Raw genomic sequence first — 22489 nt, forward strand, 5'->3', positions numbered from 1 at the left:
GTGACACACCCCTCCCACCAGGACCCTCTCTCACTTAATGCGGGAAATCCGGAAACGCTCTCTCACTTTCTTCAAAAGAGTGAGCGAGCGTCACGCAAAAACTCACATTAAGTGCGAGAGCGTCCGGGGGAGGCGGGTTGGGGGGTGGGGCAGGGGCGGTGGGTCAGGCCGGGGAGGTGGAGTTGCGGACCACCAGGGAGCTTTCCAAGGTCAGCTGCGGCTGCTTCAGCTCGTGGCCTTCCATCAGGCGGCGCAGCTGTTCACCGGCCTTCAGGCCCAGCGGGGTGGCGGGCAGGTGCACGCTGGTCAGGCTGGGGTTGCTGGTGGCGGAGTACGGCAGGTCATCGAATCCCGCGATGGCCAGCTGGTCCGGGATGCGGAGACCGGCCACGCGTGCCTCCTGCAGGACGCCGTAGGCGTGCGTGTCCGTACCGCAGACGACGGCGGTGACCCCCTCGCGCTGCCACTGCGGCCATGCCGCGGCGAAGGCAGCCGCTGCCGCGCCGACGTCGATAGTGGTGCTGATGATGTGGCTGGGATCCGCCGTGATCCCGCGGTTCTCAGCCTCGGCGAGGAAGGCTTCACGGCGAAGGGCGAACGTCGCCGTCCCGGTGACGCTGTCCACATAGGCAACTTTCCGGTGCCCCGCAGTGGCCAGGTGCGCCGCGAGTTCCCGGGCTCCGTGGGCTACATCCAGATTCACGGACGGCGCATAGGACTCCATTCCGGGAGCATCCAGCAGCACCAGCGGCCCGCCAACAGCAAGATCATCCAGGAACCCGGCGTTCGGAGCATCAACCAGCAACCCTGCCGGCCGCAGTGCCATCAGCTTCCGCACGTCGTCCGCGTGCGGGAATTCACCGGCCTCGGTAACGGACAGCAGTAATTGGTAGTCAGTGCCAAGGGATTCGCGCACACCGGCGATCACCTTGGCGAAGAACGGGTTGGAGATGTCAGGGGCCACCAGGATCACGATCGAGCTGACGCCTTTGGCCAATGAACTGCCCACGCTGTCCACCACGTAGCCGAGTTCGGAGATCGCCTCCCGTACCCGGCGAATGTTCTCCCCGGACACGCGGCCGGCTGTCTTGCCGTTGGCCACCAGGGACACGGTCGCCGTCGAAACGCCGGCGCGGGCAGCGACCATGGCTGCGGTGATACGCCGCGAACGCAGGGGGTGCTGCTGCTGTTCCGCGGAGTCCATTCTTCGATCGTAGTGGGCCGGGGCGCAGTCAACGCACGCACGCGGCCCCACCGCCCGCGCCGGCTCCCAAGACCAGTGGCATAGGATTCCGGTATGGGAATCATAATCACACTACTTATCATCTGGCTTGTGCTCTCGATCCTCGGCTTCGTGGTGAAGGGACTGCTCTGGCTGGCCATCATCGGCCTGGTGCTTTTCGTCGCCACCGCGGTCTGGGGCTGGCTGAAGCGGAAAACCAACGCCTGACCCCAGGTCAGACGCATTCGGCGGCGGCCGGTTCTCCAGCAGAACCGGCCGCCGCTTTTGGTGTGCCTCCGTTTGCCGGGCCGCTCTTGGGATCAAGCGCTTGACGTGCCGAAACGTTAAGCGTTTGACGTGGTGCCTGCGGGGGTGTCATGATCGCTCTGATAAAGTGCGCGCCCGCTGCTCTTGCAGGCCCCCAATGACGTGGAGAATTTAACGTGGAACCCGAACTGACGAAACCCGCCCCCAGGAAGATCATCCTCGACTGCGACCCCGGGCATGATGACGCCGTCGCACTGCTTCTCGCACACGGCAACCCGAACATCGAACTGCTGGCCGTCACCACCGTAGTGGGCAACCAGACCCTCGAAAAGGTCACCAAAAACGCCCTGTCCGTCGGAACCATCGCGGGCATCACCGGTGTTCCGTTCGCCGCCGGCTGCGCCCGCCCCCTGGTCCGCACCATCGAAAACGCGCCGGACATCCACGGCGAGTCGGGCATGGACGGCCCCGCCCAGCCCGAGTCGGCCATCGCCCTGGACCCGCGCCACGCCGTCGACCTCATCATCGACACCGTTATGGCCCACGAACCCGGCACCGTCACCCTGGTCCCCACCGGCGGCCTCACCAACATCGCCCTCGCTGCCCGCAAGGAACCGCGCATCGTGGAACGCGTGAAGGAAGTGGTCCTGATGGGCGGCGGCTATCACGTGGGCAACTGGAGCGCCGTGGCCGAATTCAACATCATCATCGATCCCGAAGCCGCGCACATCGTCTTCAACGAGAAGTGGCCCGTGGTGATGGTGGGACTGGACCTCACGCATCAGGCCCTGGCCACCCCCGAGGTGGTGGAAAACATCGCCGCAGTGGGCACCGGACCGGCCAAATTCGTGCTGGAACTGATGGAGTTCTTCACCAAGACCTACAAGGACGCCCAGGGCTTCGACTACCCGCCGGTCCACGATCCGTGCGCCGTGGCCTACGTGATCGATCCCAGCATCGTCAGCACCCGCAAAGTCCCCGTGGACATCGAACTGCAGGGCAAACTCACCCTCGGCATGACCGTGGCCGATTTCCGCGCCCCCGCACCCGAGGACTGCCACACCTCCGTGGCCGTTGACCTGGACCACAAGAGGTTCTGGGACCTCGTCACCGACGCCCTTGTCCGGATCGGCGAACCCGCCGGCGAACCCGCCCTCGAAGCAGCGGCAGGGACCAAGTAGATGAGCGCCACACTCACAACCACCAAGGGCGCCAACGTCACCGCACTCATGGTGGCCCTGCTCGCCGCGTGCGTCGCCTTCCAGCTCAACGCCTCCATGCTCAGCCCCGCGCTGGTCACCATGGGCGAGGAACTCAACACTGACCAGGCCACCATCGGGCTGTCCCAGACCTGGTTCTTCACCGCCGCCGCCCTCTTCTCCCTCTTCCTGCCGCGCCTGAGCGACATCATCGGGCGCAAGAGGATCCTGGTGGGCATGATGATCCTTATGGCCGTCGGCTCGGTCATCGCCGCGCTGGCCCCGGACGTCACCTGGCTCTTTGTGGGCCGCATCATCCAGGGCGTCAGCGGCCCCACCGTGCCGCTCTGCCTGATCATGCTCCGCTCCGCCGTCAGCAGCCCCAAGAAATACGGCACCCTGATGGGCCTGATCACGGCAGTCAACGGCGGCGTGGCCGGCGTGGACTCCTTTGTGGGCGGCTACTTTGCCGAGCACTACGGCTTCCGCAGCATCTTCTGGCTCATGGTGGTCCTGGCCGTCGTCGCCACGGCCCTGATCGCGTTCCTTGCCACCGAAAGCAAGCCCGCGGCCGGCACCACCATGGACTGGCTTGGCGTGTTCTTCATCGTGGTGGCCGTGGGCGCCCTGCTCACTGCCCTCAACGAAGGCGCCAAACTGGTCTCCGCCTTCGAACCCGGCACGCTGCTGCTCTCCGTTGGCCTGGTGGTGGTGGCCGGCGCCGCGTTCTACCTGTTCTGGCGGACCGAAAAGCGCGCCAAGCAGCCCATGGTGGAAATCGTCCACCTGCGCCAGCGCTCCACCTGGGCGCCGCTGCTGACCACCACCCTGACCATGACCGGCATCTTCGCCGTCATCAACGGGATCGTCCCCGCCTATGTCCAGGCAGCAGCGCCCGGCTTTGGCATCGGCCCCACCGAAATGTCGCTCCTTATCCTCACCCCGTACGCCCTGCTCGGCTGGCTGATCGGCCCCGTCAGCGGCCGCCTCGCTCCCGTCCTCGGCTACACCAAGGTCCTGCGGATCGGCATGCTCGGCAGCATCGTGGCCCTGGCCGTCATCGCGTTCCTCGGCCTGAGCAGCCTGCCCCTGATGATCGCCGGCACGGTCTTGCTGGGCATCATGTACGCCGGTACGGTCAACATCATGCTGAACGGCCTCGGAGTTGTCCTCTCACCCGCCGGAAACCCGGGTTTCCTCCCCGGCATGAACGCGGGTGCCTTCAACCTCGGCGCCGGCCTGAGCTTCCTGGTGCTGCCCGCAGTGCTGGTGGCGACGTCGGCACTTGGCGATGCGAAGGCGTCCTACCTCAGCGTGGTGGTCACCGGGCTGGTCATCACCATTGCCGCCTTCGGCGCCTCGCTGCTGATTCCCAAGCCGGTTGAGGCTGAGGTGACCGAATGAGCCCCGCACCCGAAGGGACGAACGGCGGGATCGTCGTCGTCGGCTCCCTGAACGCGGACCTCACCATCTACTGCGAGCGGCTGCCGCTGCCCGGCGAGACCGTGCACGGCAACGGTTTCGCGGTGAACCCCGGCGGCAAGAGCGCCAACCAGGCAGTCGCTGCCAGCCGGCTGGGTGCCCGGGTCCGCCTCGTGGGTGCCGTGGGCGACGATTCCAACGGCCGGATGCTGCTCTCCTCGGCCTCCGGCGCGGGAGTGGACGTGCGGCACGTCCGGACCGCCGCCGCTGAGACCGGCGTTGCCGTCATCGCGGTGGATGCCGCCGGCGAAAACAACATCATCATCTCGGCCGGGGCCAACGGCACCTTGGCGCCCGCGGACGTCGCCGCGGCCGCGGATGCCATCAGGGGCGCCGCCGTGGTCTGCCTCTGCCTGGAAGTGGGCATGGAGACGGTGCTGGCTGCCGCGCAGGCAGGGCACGACGCCGGCGCAACAGTGGTGCTGAACCTCTCGCCTTATGCGGAGATTCCGCAGCAGCTGGCCGACCTCACCGACGTCCTGCTGGTCAACGCCCATGAGGCCTCGCAGTTCCTGGGCTCGGCCGAGATTCCCGGCAGCGACGGCGACGCGGGCGACTGGGAAGCGGTCCGGCTGCGCTTTGCCGGGCGGGGGCTCCAGCAGGTCCTGGTCACGCTCGGGGCCAATGGCTCCGTGGTGCTCGATTCCCTGGCCGGCACGGGGGAGCAGCTTGTCCAGATCGCGCCGATCAGGGTCAATGCCGTGGACACCACCGGCGCGGGCGACGCCTTCACGGGTGCCGTGGCCGCGCGCCTGGCGGCGGGCGCGTCCCTGGCTGACGCCGCCGCGTTCGCCTCCATCGCCGCCGCGTTGGCCACCACCAAGAAGGGCACCCAGGCCGCCTACCCTGACGAGGACGACGTCAAACGGGTGCTCACCGCGGGCGCCGTCTGAGGCCGCCCACCCCGGCACCAGCCACGCACCAAAGAAGCGCCCGACGGCGGCAGTCTCCTGCCGCCGTCGGGCGCTTCTTGGTGTTGGTGGTCCTGTTAGTTCGCTGCCTGCTTAGTGAGCCGCGGACTTAGTGAGCTGCGGGTGCCGTGGGCTGCGTGGCGAACCGCAGGTCCGCGGTGGCCTGGGCAACCGTGGCGGCCGGCAAAGCCGAGTCCAGGTGTGCGCGGTGGAACCTCGGGCCAAGGACGGCGTAGCTGCCGGCGCTGGCCAGGCCGCCTGCGAGCCAGGAGAGGTCCCAGCCGCCCAGGGCCACTGCGATGGGGCCCTGCATGGCGGGAACGAGCCCGTACATGAACAGCCACGTTGCGAAGATGCCCACCAGGAGGGACACAATGCCGGCCCAGTTCACGACCGGGAGCCGCTTGGTGCCCACTGCGTCGAAGAGCCGTTCCGGGTTGCCCGGGTAGCGCTTGTCGAGCCAGAAGTAGTGCACCAGCATGACTCCGCCCCAGGCGGCCACCCAGGCCACGAGCCCGATCAGCCAGGCATCGAGGACGGCGGCGAAGTCTTCCTGGAAGATGAAGAACACCACGGCGGCGAGGGAAAAGACGCCGACGAACAGGTTGAGCTTGCGGCGGCTGATGGTGATATCCAGCGCCTGGGTTGCGACCGAGAAGGTGTAGATGTTCAGGATGTTCGTGGCGATGGGTCCGTGCAGCACCATCAGCAGTACGGGCAGCGCCATGACGCCGAAGTTTTGGACGATGAGCTTGCCGGGGTCGATCTCGCCGCTGTTGGTGGCGAGGCTGGCACCGAGGACGCCGAGCCATACGACGGGGATGAACTGGCCCAGGACGGATGCCAGGTAGACCTTCTTCTTGGGCACTTCGGTGCTGACAAACCGGGAGTAGTCGGCGGCGTAGGTGAACCAGGTGATGCCCCAGCCGATGCCGATGGCAGTCATCACGGCGCTCATAGCCGCGATGCGCTCTGAACCCTGCAGGATCTGACCGGCCGGGCCGGCGTAGCCCCAGTCGATCTTCATGCCGAACCAGGCAACGGCGGACATCACGGCGAGGATGATGATGGTGGGCGGGACGGTCCACTTTTCGAACGCTGCGATGGCCTTGTAGCCGAACCAGGCGATGGCCACCTGTGCGGCCATGATGGCGGTGGCCACACCGATCTTCCATACGTAGTTGTGGGCCGTGGGATCAACCCAGCCGAGGGTGCCGAACAGGGCCATGACCAGGTCCAGGATGATCCAGGTGTTGACCGCGCACCAGCCGATCACCAGGAGGGCCTGGATGGCTGCCGGGAGGTAATTGCCGCGGCGGCCGAAGGCGGCTCGGGCCAGGACCATGCCGGTGGCGCCGGTCTTCTGGCCGAGCAGGACGAAGCAGCCGAACAGCAGCATGCCGATCAGGTTCCCCAAAACCAGAACGGTGACGGTGTCGGCGAAGCCGAGGCCGAGGTGGATGCCGAGGGCGCCGAGCACCCAGTTGATCGGAGCAAGATTTGCGCCGGCCCAGATCCAGAACTGGCCGGAAACTTTGTGCGTGCGCTGGGACTCGGGAATGGGCTGGAGCCAGGCTTCGCAGTCCTCAGCCGGCATCATTGCCGACTCAGACTGCTTAGTTGAGAGGTTGTCTTGCATGGGGGAGCCTCCATGAGTAAAAGGGATGATCCCAGATTATGTGGCTCAGGCCACAAGCACCACATACAATGTGTCATAAAGATCAGCCATTCACGCGACGGAGTGTCATGCCCATACGATTAGAGGATGTTTTGAAACATTCCACCCTCACCCCTGCGGACCCTGTCATCCGCGCAGCGGCGGGCATTGCGGCCCAGACGCAGCTCCGCTGGATCCACTCCAGTGAGGTCCTGGACATCGCCCCGTTACTTGGCGGCGGGGAACTGCTGCTCACCGGCGGCCAGGCCCTGGTGACCGCCACCGATAAGCGGCGGATCGGCTACATCTGGGAGCTGGCCGAGCGCGGAGTGGCCGCACTGGCCATCGAGACGGGCACCGCTTTGCCGTCCATTCCGTCGTCCATGGTGGGGGCAGCCGAATCGGCCGGGCTTCCCCTGATTGAGCTCCGCAAAGTGGTGCCGTTCGTCGGCGTGATGGAAGCCATAAACTCCCTGCTGGTGAGCGAATCAGCTGCCCACCTGCAGCTGGCCGACCAGGCAAGCCATGCCATGGCGGTGGAGCTGGCCCACGGCGGCAGCCTTGACCGGATCCTGGCCGTCCTTGCGGATGCCACCGGCGCGGAAGTGGTCCTGACATCCAACGCCGGCGCCCCGCTGGCAAGCGCCCTGCCCGCAGGTTTCGCACCGGCCGCCGATCCTGGAGCGGCTGTTGACGCCGAGGAGGACCGTGCCCGCACCACCCATATTGACGTTTCCGTGCGCGGCATACCTTCCGCGCGCCTGAGCCTGCTCACCCAGGCGGGAGGAGATGTGAACCTCGCAAGGATTGCCGGGAACCGTTCGGTGGACATCCTGGCCCTGGCCCTGCTGCAGCGCATGCCGCCCGGCCTGAAGGAAATGGCGGGCGCCGCGCTGATCCGGGCCGTCGATTCCGGCACCAACAACTGGCGGCTCCAGCAGCTTGCGCCGGCCGCCGGGATCCCCCCGGCCGCGCAGCTGGTGGCCATCGTGATCCGGTCCCCCGGTTCGCGGCAGCTCCGCACGGCCGTGGAACAGCTGCTGGACCGGGCCGGGCGGCACAGTGCGAGCTATGCGGACAATGAGCAGCTGTTGGCCCTCGCCGTACTGCGGACCGGCAAGACCCAGGAGGACCGGAACGAGATCCTGGCCGGCCTGCGGACGCTCGAACTGCCGGAGGGGAGCATCAGCGCGGTGGGTCCGGTGGCGTCCGGGATCTCAGCCGCGCCGTGGTCGCTGACAGAGGCGAGACTGACCCTGGATGTGGGGGTGGGCGACGCGCTGCACCCGGCCGCCCGGCGCGGTATTGGTCCGGTGCTCGACGCCGAGGCCTTCGCGCTGGAACGGCTCGCCTCCCATTCGCTGGACGAGCTGCAGCGGACGGATTTTGTCCGCCAGCAGCTCGGGGCCCTCCTGGAGCACGACGAGCAGCGGCATTCGACCTTGGTGGAGACCCTGCGCGTGTGGCTGGACTCAGGCTGCAACACGGCGCAGGCGGCACGGGAACTGCACCTGGAACGGCAGTCGATGCACCAGCGGCTCCAGCGGATCTTCTCGCTCTGCGGCGGTGACCCCCGCAGCACCGGCCGGCTCGCAGCACTGCACCTGGCCACCCGCCTCGCCGCGCTCTAGCTCCGGGCCCTCCCCACCCGGCCCACCCCCAGGACCCTCTCGCACTTAATGTGGGTTTTTGGCCGACCCTCTCGCACTTAATGTGGGTTTTGGCCGACCCTCTCGCACTTAATGTGGGTTTTGGCCGACCCTCTCGCACTTTCCGCAGGAATATCCGCGGTGCCAGGCTGAGGTGGCACCGTGTCGACGTGCCCCATCCACTGTTGCGGACAACCGGTGAGCCGGCCTCCCCTAGGAAGGAGGCAGAGGCGAGTGCCCTATTCAGCCAGTCGGGCCTTGATCCGTTCGCTGGCATCCAGGAGGGAAGCTTCGTTGACGGCCGCGGCTGCGGCCGGGTCCCCATTCCGCGCAGCAGTCACGAGGTCCTGCTGGTAGCGCCAGAGGGAGTCGTCCTTTTCGTCATCGAGGGAGCCCTGGGCGCCCACAATCTTGTAGGCGCGGCATTGTTGCCAGAGCGCGCGGATCATCTGAAGCAGGACCGGGTTGCCCGCAGCTTCGTAAAGGATGGCCAGCATGGCCTCGTCATGGTCCAGTAGGGCGATGACCTGACGCTCACTGATGGCCTTGCGCATCTGTTCGTACTCTGACTGCATCCTGTCGCAGTCCTCGGGTGTGATCTTTTGGCTGCCCAGCCTTGCGGCTTCGGTTTCCAGGAGCCGGCGAACGTAATAAACGTGGATGAGCTCCTCGAAGGTCAAGCTCTTGACCACGGCCCCCTTGTGGGGCTGGCGCTCGGCCAGACCGTTCTCTTCCAGCCGCCGGATCGCCTCCCGAACGGGCATCACACTGGTCCCGACCTGCTCGGCAAGATCGCGCACCTTAAGCCGGGAACCGGCAGGGAGGTCCCCACTCAGGATGGCGGCGTGGATCATCGCATAGACCTGATCGGTCAGCAGGGTGGGTTCGGCGCGCTGGGATATGACCACGAGTCAAATATACGGCCGGAGGGCGCAGTCCTATCGCTACGGGCGGCAATGCCGCCGCCCGTAAGAAATTTTCCAGGAAGGTCTTGTGTGATCTGTGATCACATCTTATGGTGGTTTATGTCACACCGACTTAGCGCATCCCTTGCAGCCTCCGGGGGAGGGCGCAAGCAATCTCAACCGGTTCAGCTGCCAGTGGCGGCACTTCCCGCGCCGGACAACGACACATCTCCTCAAGAGCCACTCACTGTAGTGGCCGCTTCCGAAAGGAAAATCCATGTCCCACGTAGTTGACGACGCCCCACTGTCCTCATTCCACAAAAGGCTTGCCTTGTTTTCCTCCGGCGGCCCGTTCCTTGACGGCTACATCCTGAGCATCATCGGCGTGGCCATGGTCCAGATCACGCCGCAGTTCAACCTGTCCGCGTCCGAGCAGGGCATGGTGGGGGCCGCTGCCCTGGCCGGCATCTTCTTCGGCGCGTTCCTGGGCGGCTGGCTCACGGACAAGTTCGGCCGGCACCTGCTCTTCACCGTGGACCTCATCGCCCTGGTGGTCTGCTCGGTGCTTCAGGCCTTCGTCAACGACGCCGTGTGGCTGATCATCCTGCGCCTTCTGATCGGTTTCGCCGTCGGCGCCGACTACCCGATCGCCACGTCGCTCCTGGCCGAATTCACCCCCAGCCGCTGGCGCGGCCCCCTCCTGGGCGCTTTCGTGACCATGTGGTTCGTTGGCGCCGCCGTGGCCTACGTGGTTGGCCAGTTCCTGCTGACGTTCGACGGCGGATGGCGCTGGATGCTCGCCAGTGCAGCTGTGCCGGGGCTGCTGATCGTCCTGATGCGCATCGGCACTCCCGAGTCTCCGCGCTGGCTGGTCAAGATGGGTCGCCATGAAGAGGCCAACCACGTGCTCGCCAAGGTCTACGGTCCGCACGTGACCCTGGCTGACCTGCCTGAAGAAAGCGGCTCGAACGTTAGCGTGGGTGAGCTCATCCGGTCCGGCTACGGCAAGCGCATGGCCTTCATCACCATCTTCTGGACCTGCTCGATCGTGCCCTTGTTCGCCGTCTACGCCTTCGGTCCGGCCATCCTTGAGGCCCTTCACTTGGGTGGGGACCTGGCTAATATCGGTTCCGCCGCCATCACCGTGATGTTCCTCGTGGGTTGCCTGATCGCCGTATTCCTGGTCAACCGGGTGGGCCGCCGCCCCCTGATCATCCATAGCTTCCTCTGGAGCGGCCTGGCCCTGCTGGCGCTGGGGCTCTTCCCGGGAGCGGACACCTGGGTGATCATGGCCCTCTTCGCCGCCTACGCGGTCCTCATCGGCGGCACCCAGATCATGCAATGGGTCTACCCCAACGAACTCTTCCCCACCGAAGTCCGCGGATCCGCGGTCGGTCTTGCCTCATCATTGAGCCGCATCGGCGCCGCTGTCGGCACGTACCTGGTTCCGGTGGCCCTCGGCACCCTGGGGATCGGCACCACCATGGTGATTGCCGGCGTCGTGACCCTCCTGGGCCTGGCCGTCTCGCTGGCCTGGGCCCCGGAGACCCGCGGCAAGACCCTGGGCGAGGCCGCAAAGCTCGACGCCGGGGAGTCCGGGCAGGCGCGCACGTTCCGGAATCACGCAGTCAGCTAGCCGCCAGTATTCCGGCGGAGCCGCTGCCCCGTTGCGGCTCCGCCGGAAACCAACACAACAGCAACCACACACAGCAAGGAAACGTTCATCATGAAAGACGCAGTAATCGTTGGCGGCGGACTCGCCGGACTCTCGGCAGCCTGGCGGCTGCGGCACTGGGACACGGTGGTTCTCGAGTCCGGGAACCGCGTGGGTGGGCGGATCCGCTCGGAACGCCGCGGTGACTACTGGCTGAACTGGGGCGGGCATGTCTTCGCCGGTGCACGATCCTCCACGGACGCTCTGCTGAACGAGGTGGGCGTGATGGCCGTGCAGATCCCGGGCTCCCTCCAGGCCCTGTCCATGAACGGAAAGTTCATCAGGAAGGGGCACATCGCCACCTACCCGTTCCGCATCCCGATGTCCCTTGCGTCCCGGGTGGGCACGCTGCGGGCGGGCATGAAGGTTGTCAGCGGCGTGGCCAAGTACACCGGAGTCGTCCGGAAGCGCGTGGGCGAATCCGGTGCCATGCGGCAGCAGCGCATCTATGACTTCGAGAACACCAGCACGTTCCAGGACTTCATCGGCAACCTCTCGGAAGACGCTGCCGCACTTTTCAAGACCACTGTCACGCGGTCCGCAGGAGACATGGACCAGATCTCCGCAGGCGCCGGCATCGGCTACTTCAGCCTGGTGCTTGGTATTGGCCAGGGCCTGAGCCAGGGCATCGTGGGCGGCCCGTCCACCCTGACCGAATCGATCGCGGCTGCCCTGGGCGACCGCGTCGAGCTCGGCGCCACCGTCCACGAAGTGGTACACAAGACGGACTCCGTGGTGGTCCGCTACCGCCAGGACGGGGCGGAACATGAAGTGGAAGCCCGCACGGTGGTCCTCGCCACAACGGCCGACGTTTCGCACAAGATCGGCGTGGACCTCCCCGAGGACCTGCGGGGCGCGCTTAGCCAGATCAAGTACGGCCCGCATGTCAGCACGGCCTTCCTGACCAACGAGACCACGGCCCGGCCCTGGGATGACATCTACGCGATTGCCGCTCCCAAGCGTTCGTTCGCGATAGCCCTTAACCAGGCCAGCATCGTCCGCGGCACCGAATCCGTCCGCAAACCCGGCGGCAGCTTCATGACGTTCTCGCCCGCCAGCCTGGGCAAAGCCCTGCTGGACAAGACCGACGAGGAAGTCATCCAGACCCATCTTCGCGATCTCGACCAGGTCCTGGGCCATAACTTCGCCGACAGTGTGGTCGAAGCCAAAACGGACCGCTGGAAGGTTGCTTCCCCCTACTGCTTCCCGGGCCGGGCCAAGATCCAGTCCACCCTGATGCGGGGAACCGACCGCGTCTTCCTGGCCGGCGACTACCTCGGAACCCTCTACACAGAGAGCTCCATCACCACCGGCTTCTCCGCCGCGCAGGAGGCCGCCAGCGTCCTGGCCACCCACCGCCAGGCACCCCCGCAGGCCGGCCTGTCCATCGTCGCCTGAACAACTTTCCAACCGATTCACCCCACATACCCAGAAGAGGAATCATGTCCCACAACCTCCGCGGTGTCCTCACCGCCCTGTCCAGCCCGTTCAACCAGGACGAAACCATCGACGTCGAAACCCTGCGACGGATCGTTGACCGCTCCATCGACGCCGGCGTCGACGGGGTGGTGGCAGCGGGATCGACAGGTGAGGCGGGTGCCCTGTCCTCCGAAGAGCGCCTGCTCCTGATCGAAACGGTCATCAACCAGGCCAATGGACGTGTTCCGGTGATCGCCAATACCGGCGCTACCTCCACGGCCGAAGCCATCCGGCTCTCCCAGGCCGCCGAAAAGCTGGGCGCGGACGTCCTGATGCTGATCACGCCCTATTACGAGCCGCTGTCCCTCGAGGAAACGGTCACCTACATCAAGGACGTGGCAAGGTCCGTCACCATTCCGGTCATGCTCTACAACATTCCGGCCGTCACCGGCGTCAACCTGGATCCGGCCACCGTACGGACCCTGGCTGAAGAAGTGGAGAATATCCGCTACATCAAGGACTCCAGCGCCAACTGGGAACAGGCACTCCAGCTGATCCACCACCACTCGGATGTCATCGGCACCTTCATCGGCTGGGACGTCTACCTTTACAGCGCGCTGGTGGAGGGTGCGGCCGGCGTCATGGCAGGCACCGCCAACGTGGTACCCAACGAAATCGTCGCCGTTAGCCGCCGCATCGCCGAAGGTGACCTCGCGGGCGCCCTGGACCTGTGGAAGAAGGTTTACCCGGTGATCGACGCTCTCCTCTCCGTGCCATTCATTCCGGCGGTCAAGGCCGGCCTGACCCTGCAGGGACTCCCGGCCGGATCGCCGCGGCGTCCCACTGCCGGCCTGAGTGCGGAGGACTTCGGACGCGTCGAGAACGCCCTGTCCGCCTTGTCCGCGCTCAAGCAGAACATCGGATAACGAAAAGTCTCCCGTCACCTGACGTTTTGCAGCTACACAGAAAGGACCAGGAAATCCATGACCGCCACCACCGCAGCAGCAACCTTCACCGTCCGCAGAGGGCAGGGCACACCGGCGCCCGCCCTGCCTCCGTTCGGCCAATTCATCAACGGTGCGTTCGTCCCCCCGTGTTCAGCCGAAACCGCTGACGTGGAGAACCCGGCCACCGGAGAAATCCTTATGCAGGTCCCATCCGGTTCAGTCGAGGACGTCGACGCAGCAGTTGCAGCCGCCGTCGCGGCCAAGGCGGACTGGGCGGCCAGGACGCCCAAGGACCGTTCTTCGCTCCTTCTTCGCATCGCGGACATTATGGAAGCCAACAGGGCGCTTCTCGAGGCCCTTGAAGCGGCGAACACCGGCAAACCCGCTGCGGTGGCTGAAGACGACATCTCCAGTGCGATCGACACTTTCAGGTTTTCGGCGGGCGCCGCACGCACGTTCAGTACGCCCGGTGCCGGCGACTACGCAGAGAACCACACCTCGGTGATCCTCCGCGAACCGGTGGGCGTTGTCGGCGTGATCACCCCGTGGAACTACCCGCTGCTGATGGCTGCCTGGAAGATTGCCCCGATCCTCGCCGCCGGCAACACGATGGTGCTCAAACCGTCAGAACAGACGCCGCTGACCACGCTCAAACTGGCCGAGCTCATTGCTTCCGAGGTTCCGGCCGGTGTCCTGAACATCGTTACCGGACCGGGCCGTATCGTGGGCAACCGCATCTCCGAGCACCCGGACGTGGACCTCGTTGCCATTACCGGCAGCGTGGGCAGCGGCCAGAAGGTGGCCGCCGGCGCGGCCGGAACGGTCAAGCGCGTGCACCTTGAGCTCGGCGGCAAGGCGCCCGTGGTGATTTTCGACGACGCCGACCTGGCTGCTGCGGCGAAGGGTGTCCGTGAAGCGGGGTACTGGAACGGCGGCCAGGAATGCGGCGCCGCATGCCGTGTCCTCGTCCATGAATCCGTCGCCGAAAAGTTCACCGAACTGCTCGTGCGCGAAGTCAGCGAAATCTCCGTCGGCGCTCCCGGTGCGGGAGACGACGTCGAAATCGGTTCCATGATCTCCGGCGCGCACTACGAGCGGGTCCTGGCTGCCTTGGAGGACGTCCGCAAGGATGGCCTGACTATTGCGGTGGGCGGCCATGCCCTGGCAGGCCCGGGCTACTTCATCGAACCCACCGTGGTGACCAACGTGCCGGCCGGGGCCCCGATCACCAGCACGGAGATTTTCGGCCCGGTGGTATCGGTGGAAACCTTCAGCACCGACGAGGAGGCCGTCACTCGAGCCAACGAAACGGTCTACGGACTGGCCGCCTCCGTGTGGACCACCAACTCTGCCCGCTCGCTTTCGGTGCCCCGGAAGCTCGATTTCGGCACGGTCTGGGTCAACTCCCACCTCGTGATCGCCAATGAAATGCCGTGGGGCGGGTTCAAGGGCTCCGGCTACGGCAGGGACCTCTCCGTCTACGCCCTGGAGGACTTCTCCCGCACCAAGCATGTGATGTACAACCACGGATGACCGGTTCTGATGGCCTTGATCTGACAGCCTAAAGAGGGCATGCACCCCGCGTCCATCCGGGGTGCATGCCCTTTTGTCGTGCAGGAGCCGATAGACCCTCTCGCACTTAATGTGGGTTTTTGGCCGACCCTCTCGCACCTGCCCCGGCCCAGCGCCCCCCTGTGGATAACTTCTGCAGCCTCATGCCGTTACGGGGCACAATGCCAGCATGCGAAAGCAAGATTTCCTGCCCCGGCCGCTGGCGGCGGCTCCGTTCACTTTCGACTCGGCCGTGAGTGCGGGGGTCTCCCTGAACCGGCTCCGACGGAAGGACATGGTCAACGTGGGCCGCGGGCTTTACCGGCCCGCGGACTGGGACTTTGAACTGGAGGGTGCGGCCAGGGCGTTGTCGGCAGCGTCGCCGGGAGCCTGGATCTCGCATGTCACCGCGGCCCGGCTACGGTGCCAATTGCTGCCTCCCTGGCTTACCGACTCCACAGAGCTGCACCTGAGCAAGCCGCGTTCACTGCCGGCGGTCCGCCGGAAGGGCGTGCTGGGCCATACGGTGCTGACCTTGGAAGACGAGCTCGAAATAGTGGACGGCATCCGCCTGAGCACGCGGTCCCGGACATGGCTCGACTTGGCCCGTACCCTGCCGCTCCATGACCTGGTGAGCATGGGCGATGAACTGATCCGCATCCCGCGGGTGGATTTCGAGGGAAGGACGCAGCCCTACGACACGCTGGCCAGGCTTCGCATCCTGGTGGGCCGCCACCCGAACCTCCAAGGCATCGTCCGGGCTCGCGAGGCCCTTGAGCTGATGCGGGTTGGGGCCGATTCCGGCCCGGAGACGCTGCTTCGCCTGGCGATGACCGACGCGGGGCTGCCCGAGCCCGAACTCCAGGTGCGTCTGCGCACGGGAGATGAGCGATCGCCGTCGGCCGATCTTGGCTACCGTCACCGCCGGATCGCTATCCAGTACGACGGCGGTCATCACCTTGGTGACGCGCAGGTCTTCAGTGACAGGAGGCGGGATAAGGCGTTTGAATCCGCCGGCTGGACGGTCATGGTCTTCGATAAGAGCGATCTTGCCGACGATTTCCGGCGAGCACTCGTGAAGATCAAAAAGGGGCTGCGCAACGGCTGGCTCGACCATCCTCAGGCGGCTGGTTTCGCCGGCGGGTGAGCGGTTAACGCCGGGACGCTCCCTCACCACGGTGAGAGAGCGTCACGCCAAAACACACATTAAGTGAGAGAGGATCGCCCGAAAACCCACATTAAGTGAGAGAGCGTCCGGGAGGGGCAGGGCGGGCAGGGCGGGGGGCAGGGGTAGGGGGCTAGCGCAGCACCACCGTGCGGTTGCCCTGCAGGATGACCCGGCCCTCGCAGTGCCAGCGGACCGCGTTGGACAGGGCCTTGCATTCGGTGTCCCGCCCGGCCGCCACCAGGTCCTCGGGGCCGTAGGTGTGGTCCACATCCACGGTCTGCTGGGAAATGATCGGGCCCTCGTCGAGCTCGGCGTTGACGTAGTGCGCGGTGGCGCCCACGGTCTTGACTCCGCGCGCATACGCCTGGTGGTACGGCTTGGCGCCCTTGAAGCTGGGCAGGAACGAGTGGTGGATATTGATGGCCCTCCCGTCCAGCCGCCGGGTGAGGTCGTCGCTGAGGACCTGCATGTAGCGGGCCAGGATCACCAGCTCCACATCGTACTCATCCACGAGTTCCAGCAGCCGGGCCTCCGCCAAAGGCTTGGTGTCAGCGGTGACCGGAACGTGGAAGAACGGGATGCCGTGCCATTCCACCAGCGCCTGGTGATCGGTGTGGTTGGACACCACGGCTGCGATATCCACCGGCAGTTCACCGGTCCTGGCACGGAACAGCAGGTCGTTGAGGCAGTGCCCGAACTTGGACACCATGATCAGCACACGGCGCTTGGCGCCCTGCGGCTCCAGGCGCCAGCGCATCCCGAACCGCTCGGCCACCGGACCGAAACCGGCCCGCAGCGTGTCCGCGGTGGAGGCATCGCCGTCGGACACAAAATGCACGCGCATAAAGAAGTGCCGCGCGTCGCGCTCGCCGAACTGCTTGCTGTCCAGGATGTCGCAGCCGTGCTCCAGCAGGAACCCGGACACGGCGTGGACGATCCCGGGGGTCTCCGCGCAGTCGAGGGTGAGGACGTGCTCCACCGTGGTCGCCTCCAAGGGAACGGAGGATTCAGTCTGTACGGCAGTCATGGCTCAGCACTCGATCACGTTGACGGCGAGACCTCCGCGGGAGGTCTCCTTGTACTTGGTTTTCATGTCCGCTCCTGTCTCGCGCATGGTTTTGATGGCTTTGTCGAGGGATACTTTGTGGCTGCCGTCCCCGTGCAGGGACAGCCGCGCGGCGTTGATGGCCTTCACACTGGCGATGGCATTCCGTTCGATGCAGGGGATCTGCACCAGCCCGCCCACGGGGTCGCAGGTCAGGCCGAGGTTGTGTTCGATCCCCACTTCGGCGGCGTTTTCCACCTGTTCGGGGGTACCGCCGAGCACTTCGCAGAGCCCGGCGGCGGCCATTGAACAGGCCGAACCCACCTCGCCCTGGCACCCCACCTCTGCGCCGGAGATGGAGGCGTTGATCTTGAAGAGGATTCCGACGGCGGCCGCGGCCAGCAGGAAGCGGACCACACCGTCGTCGTCGGCTCCGGGCACAAACTTGACGTAGTAGTGCAGGACGGCGGGGACGATGCCCGCCGCGCCGTTGGTGGGCGCCGTGACGATGCGCCCGCCGGCGGCGTTTTCCTCGTTGACGGCGAGGGCGAACAGGTTCACCCACTCCATCGCCCGCAACGGATCGGTGACGCCGGTGTCCGCGGTCAGGGTCTGGAATAACGACGGCGCGCGGCGCTTCACGTTCAGCCCGCCGGGAAGGATCCCTTCCGCGGCGCAGCCGTTGTCCACGCATTCGCGCATCACTGCCCAGAGTGCCAGCAGTTTCTCCCGGAGTTCCGCTTCGCTGCGCCAGACCAGCTCGTTGGCCAGCATGACGTCCGAGATGGACATGCCTTCGCGCTTGCAGATCGCCAGGAGTTCGTCGGCGGTGGTGAACGGGTAGGGGAGGACGGTGGAGTCGGCCACCACCCGGTCCCCGGCGTCCGCGTCGCCGTCCACCACAAATCCGCCGCCGATCGAGTAGAAGCTGCGTTCGTTCAGGACGGCACCGGTGTGGTCCAGGGCCCGGAAGGTCATGCCGTTGGGGTGGGCCGGCAGCGACTTGCGGCGGTGCAGCACCACGTCCTCGTCCCAGTTGAAGTCAACACGGTGATCACCGCCCACCATGAGTTCGGCGTTGAGCGCGGCAGCCGCCACCTGGTCATCGGCCGTGAAGGTGTCCACGGTTTCGGGGTCCAGGCCCTGCAGGCCCAGCACCACCGCTTTGTCGGAGCCGTGGCCCCGGCCGGTGGCGCCGAGCGAACCGAACAGTTCCGCCTGGACCCGGGTGGTGGAGCTCAGGAGCCCGCCGCCCTTGAGTCCGTCGGCGAACTGCTTCGCTGCCCGCATCGGGCCCACCGTGTGTGACGAGGAGGGCCCGATGCCAACAGAAAACAGGTCCAGGACGCTGAGCGCCATTTACGGAACCTCGGGGGAGGCGTACTCCCGCATCGCATCCAGCAGCCAGCGGCCCAGGAAATCCGCGAAGGAGGCGCGGGGGAAGAGCCGGAAGCTGTCCTCCCCGGTCTTCTCCAGGACCACCGGGATGTTGCCCACCTCGGTGTTCAGGGCCGTTCCCGGGGCGAAGCTGCGCGGGTGCAGGTCCAGGGCGCAGCCCTTTTCCAGGACGGCCCGGGCGCGGGGACCGGACAGTTCGAACGTGGTGCGGTTGGCGGACAGGTCCACCACCTGGCCGGGGGCGTCGCCCAGGGCTTCCGTGAGGGAGCCGATGAGGTTGCCGCCCAGGGAGTCGTGGGCCTGTTCCGGTGCGATCACCAGGAACTCGGAGGGGCCCAGCCAGAGGACGCTGACGCCGTCGGCGCCACCTACCTCGCCACAGCGGGCAGGCAGTCCGCCGATGACGGCGCCGATCCGCGCGCCTTCCTCCGAGCGGGGATCTACGCGGACGCCTGCCATGGTCTGGAAGGGTCCTTCCGCCAGGACAACCTTGCCCTGGACGGACCCGGCCTCCAGGGCCTGTGCCAGGTGGGAGGCGGGGCTGCGGCGGATGTCGCGGAGTCCATTGATGCCTTCGAGTGCTGCTGAATTAGCCATCTTTGCGGGTCCCTTCGGAGTCAAAAAGTACGGTTTCTGCGACCACAACGTCCACCAGCTGGTCGCCTGCTGCAGCCACAAGGGTTTCGCCGATCCGGTTGCGGCCGTTCTTGATCAATGCCAGGGCAAAGGTCCGGCCCAGGGCGGCGCTGTGGTAGCTGGAGGTGACGAAGCCTTCCATCGGGACCGGGCCGGAGGCCGGGTCCGTGGAGCGGCCCTTTTCCACCAGCTGGCTGCCTTCCGGGAGCTTGAAGCCCTTGTCCACCGGCAGGACGCTGACCAGGTGCTTACGGTCCTCGCGCTGCCCGTCGGCGCGGTTGTAGGAGCGCTTGCCGATGAAGTCCTTGGCCTTGGAGACGATCCATTCCATCCCGGCGTCCTGCGGGGTGACGGTGCCGTCGGTGTCCTGGCCGACGATCGGGTAGCCCTTCTCGGCACGGAGCACGTGCATGGTTTCGGTGCCGTAGGGGGTGATGTTGAACTCGGCCCCGGCAGCTGCCACAGCCTCCCAGGTGTTCAGACCGTACCAGGACGGCACGTTGATTTCGTAGGCCAGTTCACCGGAGAAGGAGATCCGGCAGACCCGGGCCTGCACGCCGGAGGCGAGGGTGGTTTCGCGGAAGGTCATGAACGGGAAGGCTTCCGCTTCCAGTCCGCCGTTTGCCGCGAGTTCCGGGGCCACCTTGGCCAGGACGGCGCGGGATTTGGGCCCGACGACGGCAATGGTGGACCACTGTTCGGTCACCGAGGTGCAGTGCACGTCCAGTTCGGGCCATTCGGTCTGCAGCCATTCCTCCAGCCAGTCCAGCACCTTGGCGGCGCCGCCGGTGGTGGTGGTCATGAAGTAGCGGTCATCGTCCAGGCGCAGGGTCACGCCGTCGTCGAAGATCATGCCGTCCGGGCCGCACATCACGCCGTAGCGTGCCGAGCCGGGGGCGAGCTTCTTGAACGCGTTGGTGTAGACGCGGTTCAGGAACTCGCCCGCGTCCTTGCCGCGGATTTCGATCTTGCCCAGGGTGGTGGCGTCCATGAAGCCCACAGAGTCGCGGACGGCGGCGCATTCGCGAAGTACCGCGGTGTCCATGTCCTCGCCGGCCTGCGGGTAGTACCAGGGCCGCTTCCACTGCCCGACGTCCTCGAACAGGGCGCCCTTGGCTTCGTGCCACGGGTGGATGGAGGTTTTGCGGGCGGGATCGAACAGTTCACCGCGCTGGCGGCCGGCCAGTGCCGCGAAAGCCACCGGGGTGAAGGGTGCGCGGTAGGTGGTGGTGCCGATGTCGCCGATGCCCCGGGACGCTTCACCGGCGGTGCGCAGCGCTGCGGCGATGACGCCGATCGCGTTGACGCCGGAGGTCTTGCCCTGGTCGTTGGCGGTGCTGATGGAGGTGTAGCGCTTGATGTGTTCCACCGAGCGCATGCCGGCCCCGGTGGAGCGCAGCACGTCAGCCACCGACTGGTCGCGCTGGAAGTCCACAAAGTGGTGGTGCCAGTCATCGGGCGTGCCCTGCTCACCGGGTACCAGCCACAGCTGGCGGGTGGGGGCGGAGGCCTTCGGCTCGCCGAGCGGGGAAGGCTCGACGGCGGACGCGAAGCCCGCGGCGATGGCTGCGGTTGCGCCGGCGGAGATGCCCTCGGCCACGCAGTCTTCCGTGGCGAACGAGCCGCGGCCGGAGCCGATGCTCTGCTGGTTCGGGACCACGGTGCTCGGCACAAAGGCGGCCAGTTCGTCGTCCCAGCGCAGCTTGCCCTGGCGCTGTGAGTGCAGGTGCACCAGCGGGCTCCAGCCGCCGGACACGGCCAGCAGGTCGCAGGCGATCTGCTCGACGCCCGAGGTGAGTTCGCCGTCGTCATTAATGCTGCGCACGGTGACGCCGTCCAGGCGGCCGTCCGCCGCGGAGGAGGAGGTGTTGGCAACCGCACTGCCGATCAGCACGCGGGTGCCGGCTTCGACGGCGGCGGCTGCCACCGGGGTCAGGGCGGGACGGGCGTCCACCACGGCGGCGAGCTTGACGCCGGCGGCGCGGAGGTCCGCGGCGAGGGCGTAGGCGCTGTCATTGGTGGTGCTGATGACCACGCGCTGTCCGGCTGCTGCGGCGTACCGGTTGAGGTAGCTGCGGGCGGCCGAGGCGAGCATGATGCCCGGGCGGTCGTTGTTCTCGAACACGAGCGGACGCTCGTGGGCACCGGGGGCGAGGATCACCTGGCTGGCACGGATGTGCCAAATACGCTGCCGGGACACCCCGGGTGCGGCCGGTGAGGAGAGGTGGTCGGTCCGGTTCTGGACGGCGATCACGTAGTTGGCGTCGTAGGCGCCAAACGCGGTGGTGCGGTTCAGGACGGTGGATTCCGCGCCGGAGATGAGTTCGGCTTCGACGTCGGCCACCCATTCCAGGGCCGGCTTGCCTTCGATGGTTTCGGCGAGTTCAGGCGCCGTGGAGCCGGACAGCAGCGAGCCGCCCAGTTCGGGCTGGTCATCGAGGAGCATCACGCGGGCGCCGGTGCGCACAGCCTCACGGGCTGCTGCGAGGCCGGCGGGGCCGCCGCCCACCACCAGGACGTCGGTGTGGACGTACTTCTTGTCGTATTCGGCCTTGTCGTCGGCCGGGTCCAGCTTGCCCAGGCCGCTGAGCCACTGGGCCTTCAGGCCGTCCACCAGGGTCACGGTGGTGGCGGGAAGCATGGATTCAGCCACGTGGCCGGGGAACAGGGGCTCAACCTTGACCAGGGCGTTGGATTCCTCCACGCCGGCGGACATGATGCCGCGGGCGCGGTCCTCGTAGAGGGATCCGCCGGCGGTGATGCGGCCGTTGGCGATCAGCGCGGACGCGAGGGTGTCGCCGGGGTGGCCGGTGAACTCTTCGCCGTCTACGGTGAAGCGCCAGGAGATGGTGCGGTCGATGCGTCCGCCGTCAGCGAGACGGGCGTTCTGGGAAGTCACTTGGTTGCTCCTTCCGGGGCGGTGGTGCGGGAAAGGCTGGGAGTGGAGGAGGTGCTGGGTGCCGCGGTTCCGGTGGTGGTGCTGTCAGCGGCGGTGCTGGCAGTTCCTGTGTCCGCGGTTGGGGTGCCCGCTTTGTCCGGCCGGGGCGTGCCCATGGGGTAGATGGCCTGGATGTCGTAGGTGACGGTGTCGCGGAGCATGTTGAACCACTGGCGGCAGCCGGTGCTGTGCAGCCAGCGCTCGGCGAAGGTGCCCTTGGTGTTGTCGCGGTAGAACAGGTACTCGGCCCATTCGCGGTCGGTCAGTTCGTTCGGGTTCTCCGGGTAGGGCACGTGGGCCTGGCCGCCGTAATGGAACTCGGTCTCGTCGCGGGAGCCGCAGTTGGGGCAGGAGATGAGCAGCATGTGCGTCTTCTTTCTA

General features: G+C 66.5%; 18 protein-coding genes. 10 read left to right on the forward strand and 8 right to left on the reverse strand.

Features of this window, described 5'->3' with window-relative positions:
• Window positions 1-163: 163 nt before the first annotated feature.
• Window positions 164-1147: a LacI family DNA-binding transcriptional regulator gene (locus tag SBP01_RS00905; protein ID WP_414004312.1), complete on the reverse strand. Its 984-nt coding sequence runs from the start codon at window positions 1145-1147 to the stop codon at window positions 164-166.
• Between the two features lie 150 nt (window positions 1148-1297).
• On the opposite strand from SBP01_RS00905, the gene SBP01_RS00910 reads away from it, so the two are divergent.
• The 4 genes from SBP01_RS00910 (at window position 1298) to SBP01_RS00925 (ending at window position 5063) form a co-directional block, all read left to right on the forward strand.
• Window positions 1298-1450 (forward strand): LPXTG cell wall anchor domain-containing protein, encoded by a 153-nt coding sequence (locus SBP01_RS00910; protein WP_275213740.1) that lies wholly within the window; start codon window positions 1298-1300, stop codon window positions 1448-1450.
• A gap of 215 nt (window positions 1451-1665) precedes the next feature.
• Window positions 1666-2670 carry a nucleoside hydrolase gene (locus SBP01_RS00915; RefSeq protein WP_320537172.1) on the forward strand — a complete coding sequence of 335 codons (1005 nt, stop codon included), beginning with the start codon at window positions 1666-1668 and terminating at the stop codon, window positions 2668-2670.
• Window positions 2671-4092 (forward strand): MFS transporter, encoded by a 1422-nt coding sequence (locus SBP01_RS00920; RefSeq protein ID WP_320537173.1) that lies wholly within the window; start codon window positions 2671-2673, stop codon window positions 4090-4092.
• A complete protein-coding gene (locus tag SBP01_RS00925; RefSeq protein WP_275213744.1) occupies window positions 4089-5063 on the forward strand; it encodes a ribokinase in 975 nt (324 codons plus the stop codon). Before SBP01_RS00920 ends, SBP01_RS00925 begins: the two co-directional genes overlap by 4 nt.
• A 127-nt stretch (window positions 5064-5190) precedes the next feature.
• Here the strand turns inward: SBP01_RS00925 and SBP01_RS00930 are convergent, their stop codons facing one another.
• Window positions 5191-6720: a cytosine permease gene (locus tag SBP01_RS00930; protein ID WP_320537174.1), complete on the reverse strand. Its 1530-nt coding sequence runs from the start codon at window positions 6718-6720 to the stop codon at window positions 5191-5193.
• Between the two features lie 107 nt (window positions 6721-6827).
• Here SBP01_RS00930 and SBP01_RS00935 point away from each other — a divergent pair, with 107 nt between their 5' ends.
• Window positions 6828-8369 (forward strand): helix-turn-helix domain-containing protein, encoded by a 1542-nt coding sequence (locus tag SBP01_RS00935; RefSeq protein ID WP_320537175.1) that lies wholly within the window; start codon window positions 6828-6830, stop codon window positions 8367-8369.
• Window positions 8370-8626: 257 nt separating this feature from the next.
• Here the strand turns inward: SBP01_RS00935 and SBP01_RS00940 are convergent, their stop codons facing one another.
• Entirely contained in the window at window positions 8627-9295 is a 669-nt protein-coding gene (locus SBP01_RS00940; protein ID WP_320537176.1) for a GntR family transcriptional regulator, read from the reverse strand.
• A 274-nt stretch (window positions 9296-9569) separates the two neighbouring features.
• Between SBP01_RS00940 and SBP01_RS00945 the strand changes: the two genes are divergently transcribed.
• The 5 genes from SBP01_RS00945 (at window position 9570) to SBP01_RS00965 (ending at window position 16070) form a co-directional block, all read left to right on the forward strand.
• A complete protein-coding gene (locus tag SBP01_RS00945; protein ID WP_320537177.1) occupies window positions 9570-10928 on the forward strand; it encodes an MFS transporter in 1359 nt (452 codons plus the stop codon).
• A 90-nt stretch (window positions 10929-11018) separates the two neighbouring features.
• Window positions 11019-12404 (forward strand): NAD(P)/FAD-dependent oxidoreductase, encoded by a 1386-nt coding sequence (locus SBP01_RS00950; protein WP_320537178.1) that lies wholly within the window; start codon window positions 11019-11021, stop codon window positions 12402-12404.
• 44 nt (window positions 12405-12448) lie between these two features.
• Window positions 12449-13351 (forward strand): 4-hydroxy-tetrahydrodipicolinate synthase, encoded by a 903-nt coding sequence (gene dapA / locus SBP01_RS00955; protein WP_320537179.1) that lies wholly within the window; start codon window positions 12449-12451, stop codon window positions 13349-13351.
• 57 nt (window positions 13352-13408) lie between these two features.
• Window positions 13409-14905 (forward strand): aldehyde dehydrogenase family protein, encoded by a 1497-nt coding sequence (locus tag SBP01_RS00960; protein WP_320537180.1) that lies wholly within the window; start codon window positions 13409-13411, stop codon window positions 14903-14905.
• Window positions 14906-15113: 208 nt separating this feature from the next.
• Window positions 15114-16070: a DUF559 domain-containing protein gene (locus SBP01_RS00965; RefSeq protein WP_320537181.1), complete on the forward strand. Its 957-nt coding sequence runs from the start codon at window positions 15114-15116 to the stop codon at window positions 16068-16070.
• Between the two features lie 151 nt (window positions 16071-16221).
• Here the strand turns inward: SBP01_RS00965 and purU are convergent, their stop codons facing one another.
• Genes purU through SBP01_RS00990 form a run of 5 tightly spaced genes read right to left on the reverse strand, consistent with a single transcriptional unit; the run spans window position 16222 to window position 22473 of the window.
• Window positions 16222-17118: a formyltetrahydrofolate deformylase gene (gene purU, locus SBP01_RS00970; protein ID WP_320537182.1), complete on the reverse strand. Its 897-nt coding sequence runs from the start codon at window positions 17116-17118 to the stop codon at window positions 16222-16224.
• A 3-nt stretch (window positions 17119-17121) separates the two neighbouring features.
• Window positions 17122-18495: an L-serine ammonia-lyase gene (locus tag SBP01_RS00975; protein WP_275213750.1), complete on the reverse strand. Its 1374-nt coding sequence runs from the start codon at window positions 18493-18495 to the stop codon at window positions 17122-17124.
• Window positions 18496-19131 carry a sarcosine oxidase subunit gamma gene (locus tag SBP01_RS00980; RefSeq protein ID WP_320537184.1) on the reverse strand — a complete coding sequence of 212 codons (636 nt, stop codon included), beginning with the start codon at window positions 19129-19131 and terminating at the stop codon, window positions 18496-18498. It abuts the gene before it with no gap.
• On the reverse strand, window positions 19124-22069 hold the full coding sequence (locus tag SBP01_RS00985) for a 2Fe-2S iron-sulfur cluster-binding protein (RefSeq protein WP_320537185.1): 2946 nt from the start codon (window positions 22067-22069) through the stop codon (window positions 19124-19126). The genes SBP01_RS00980 and SBP01_RS00985 overlap by 8 nt, the downstream gene beginning before the upstream one ends.
• The gene (locus tag SBP01_RS00990; protein ID WP_275213755.1) at window positions 22066-22473 is read right to left on the reverse strand and encodes a sarcosine oxidase subunit delta; all 408 of its coding nucleotides are present in this window, start codon (window positions 22471-22473) and stop codon (window positions 22066-22068) included. Before SBP01_RS00990 ends, SBP01_RS00985 begins: the two co-directional genes overlap by 4 nt.
• Window positions 22474-22489 lie beyond the last annotated feature (16 nt).

Source organism: Pseudarthrobacter sp. IC2-21 (assembly GCF_034048115.1).
Lineage (GTDB): Bacteria > Actinomycetota > Actinomycetes > Actinomycetales > Micrococcaceae > Arthrobacter > Arthrobacter naphthalenicus.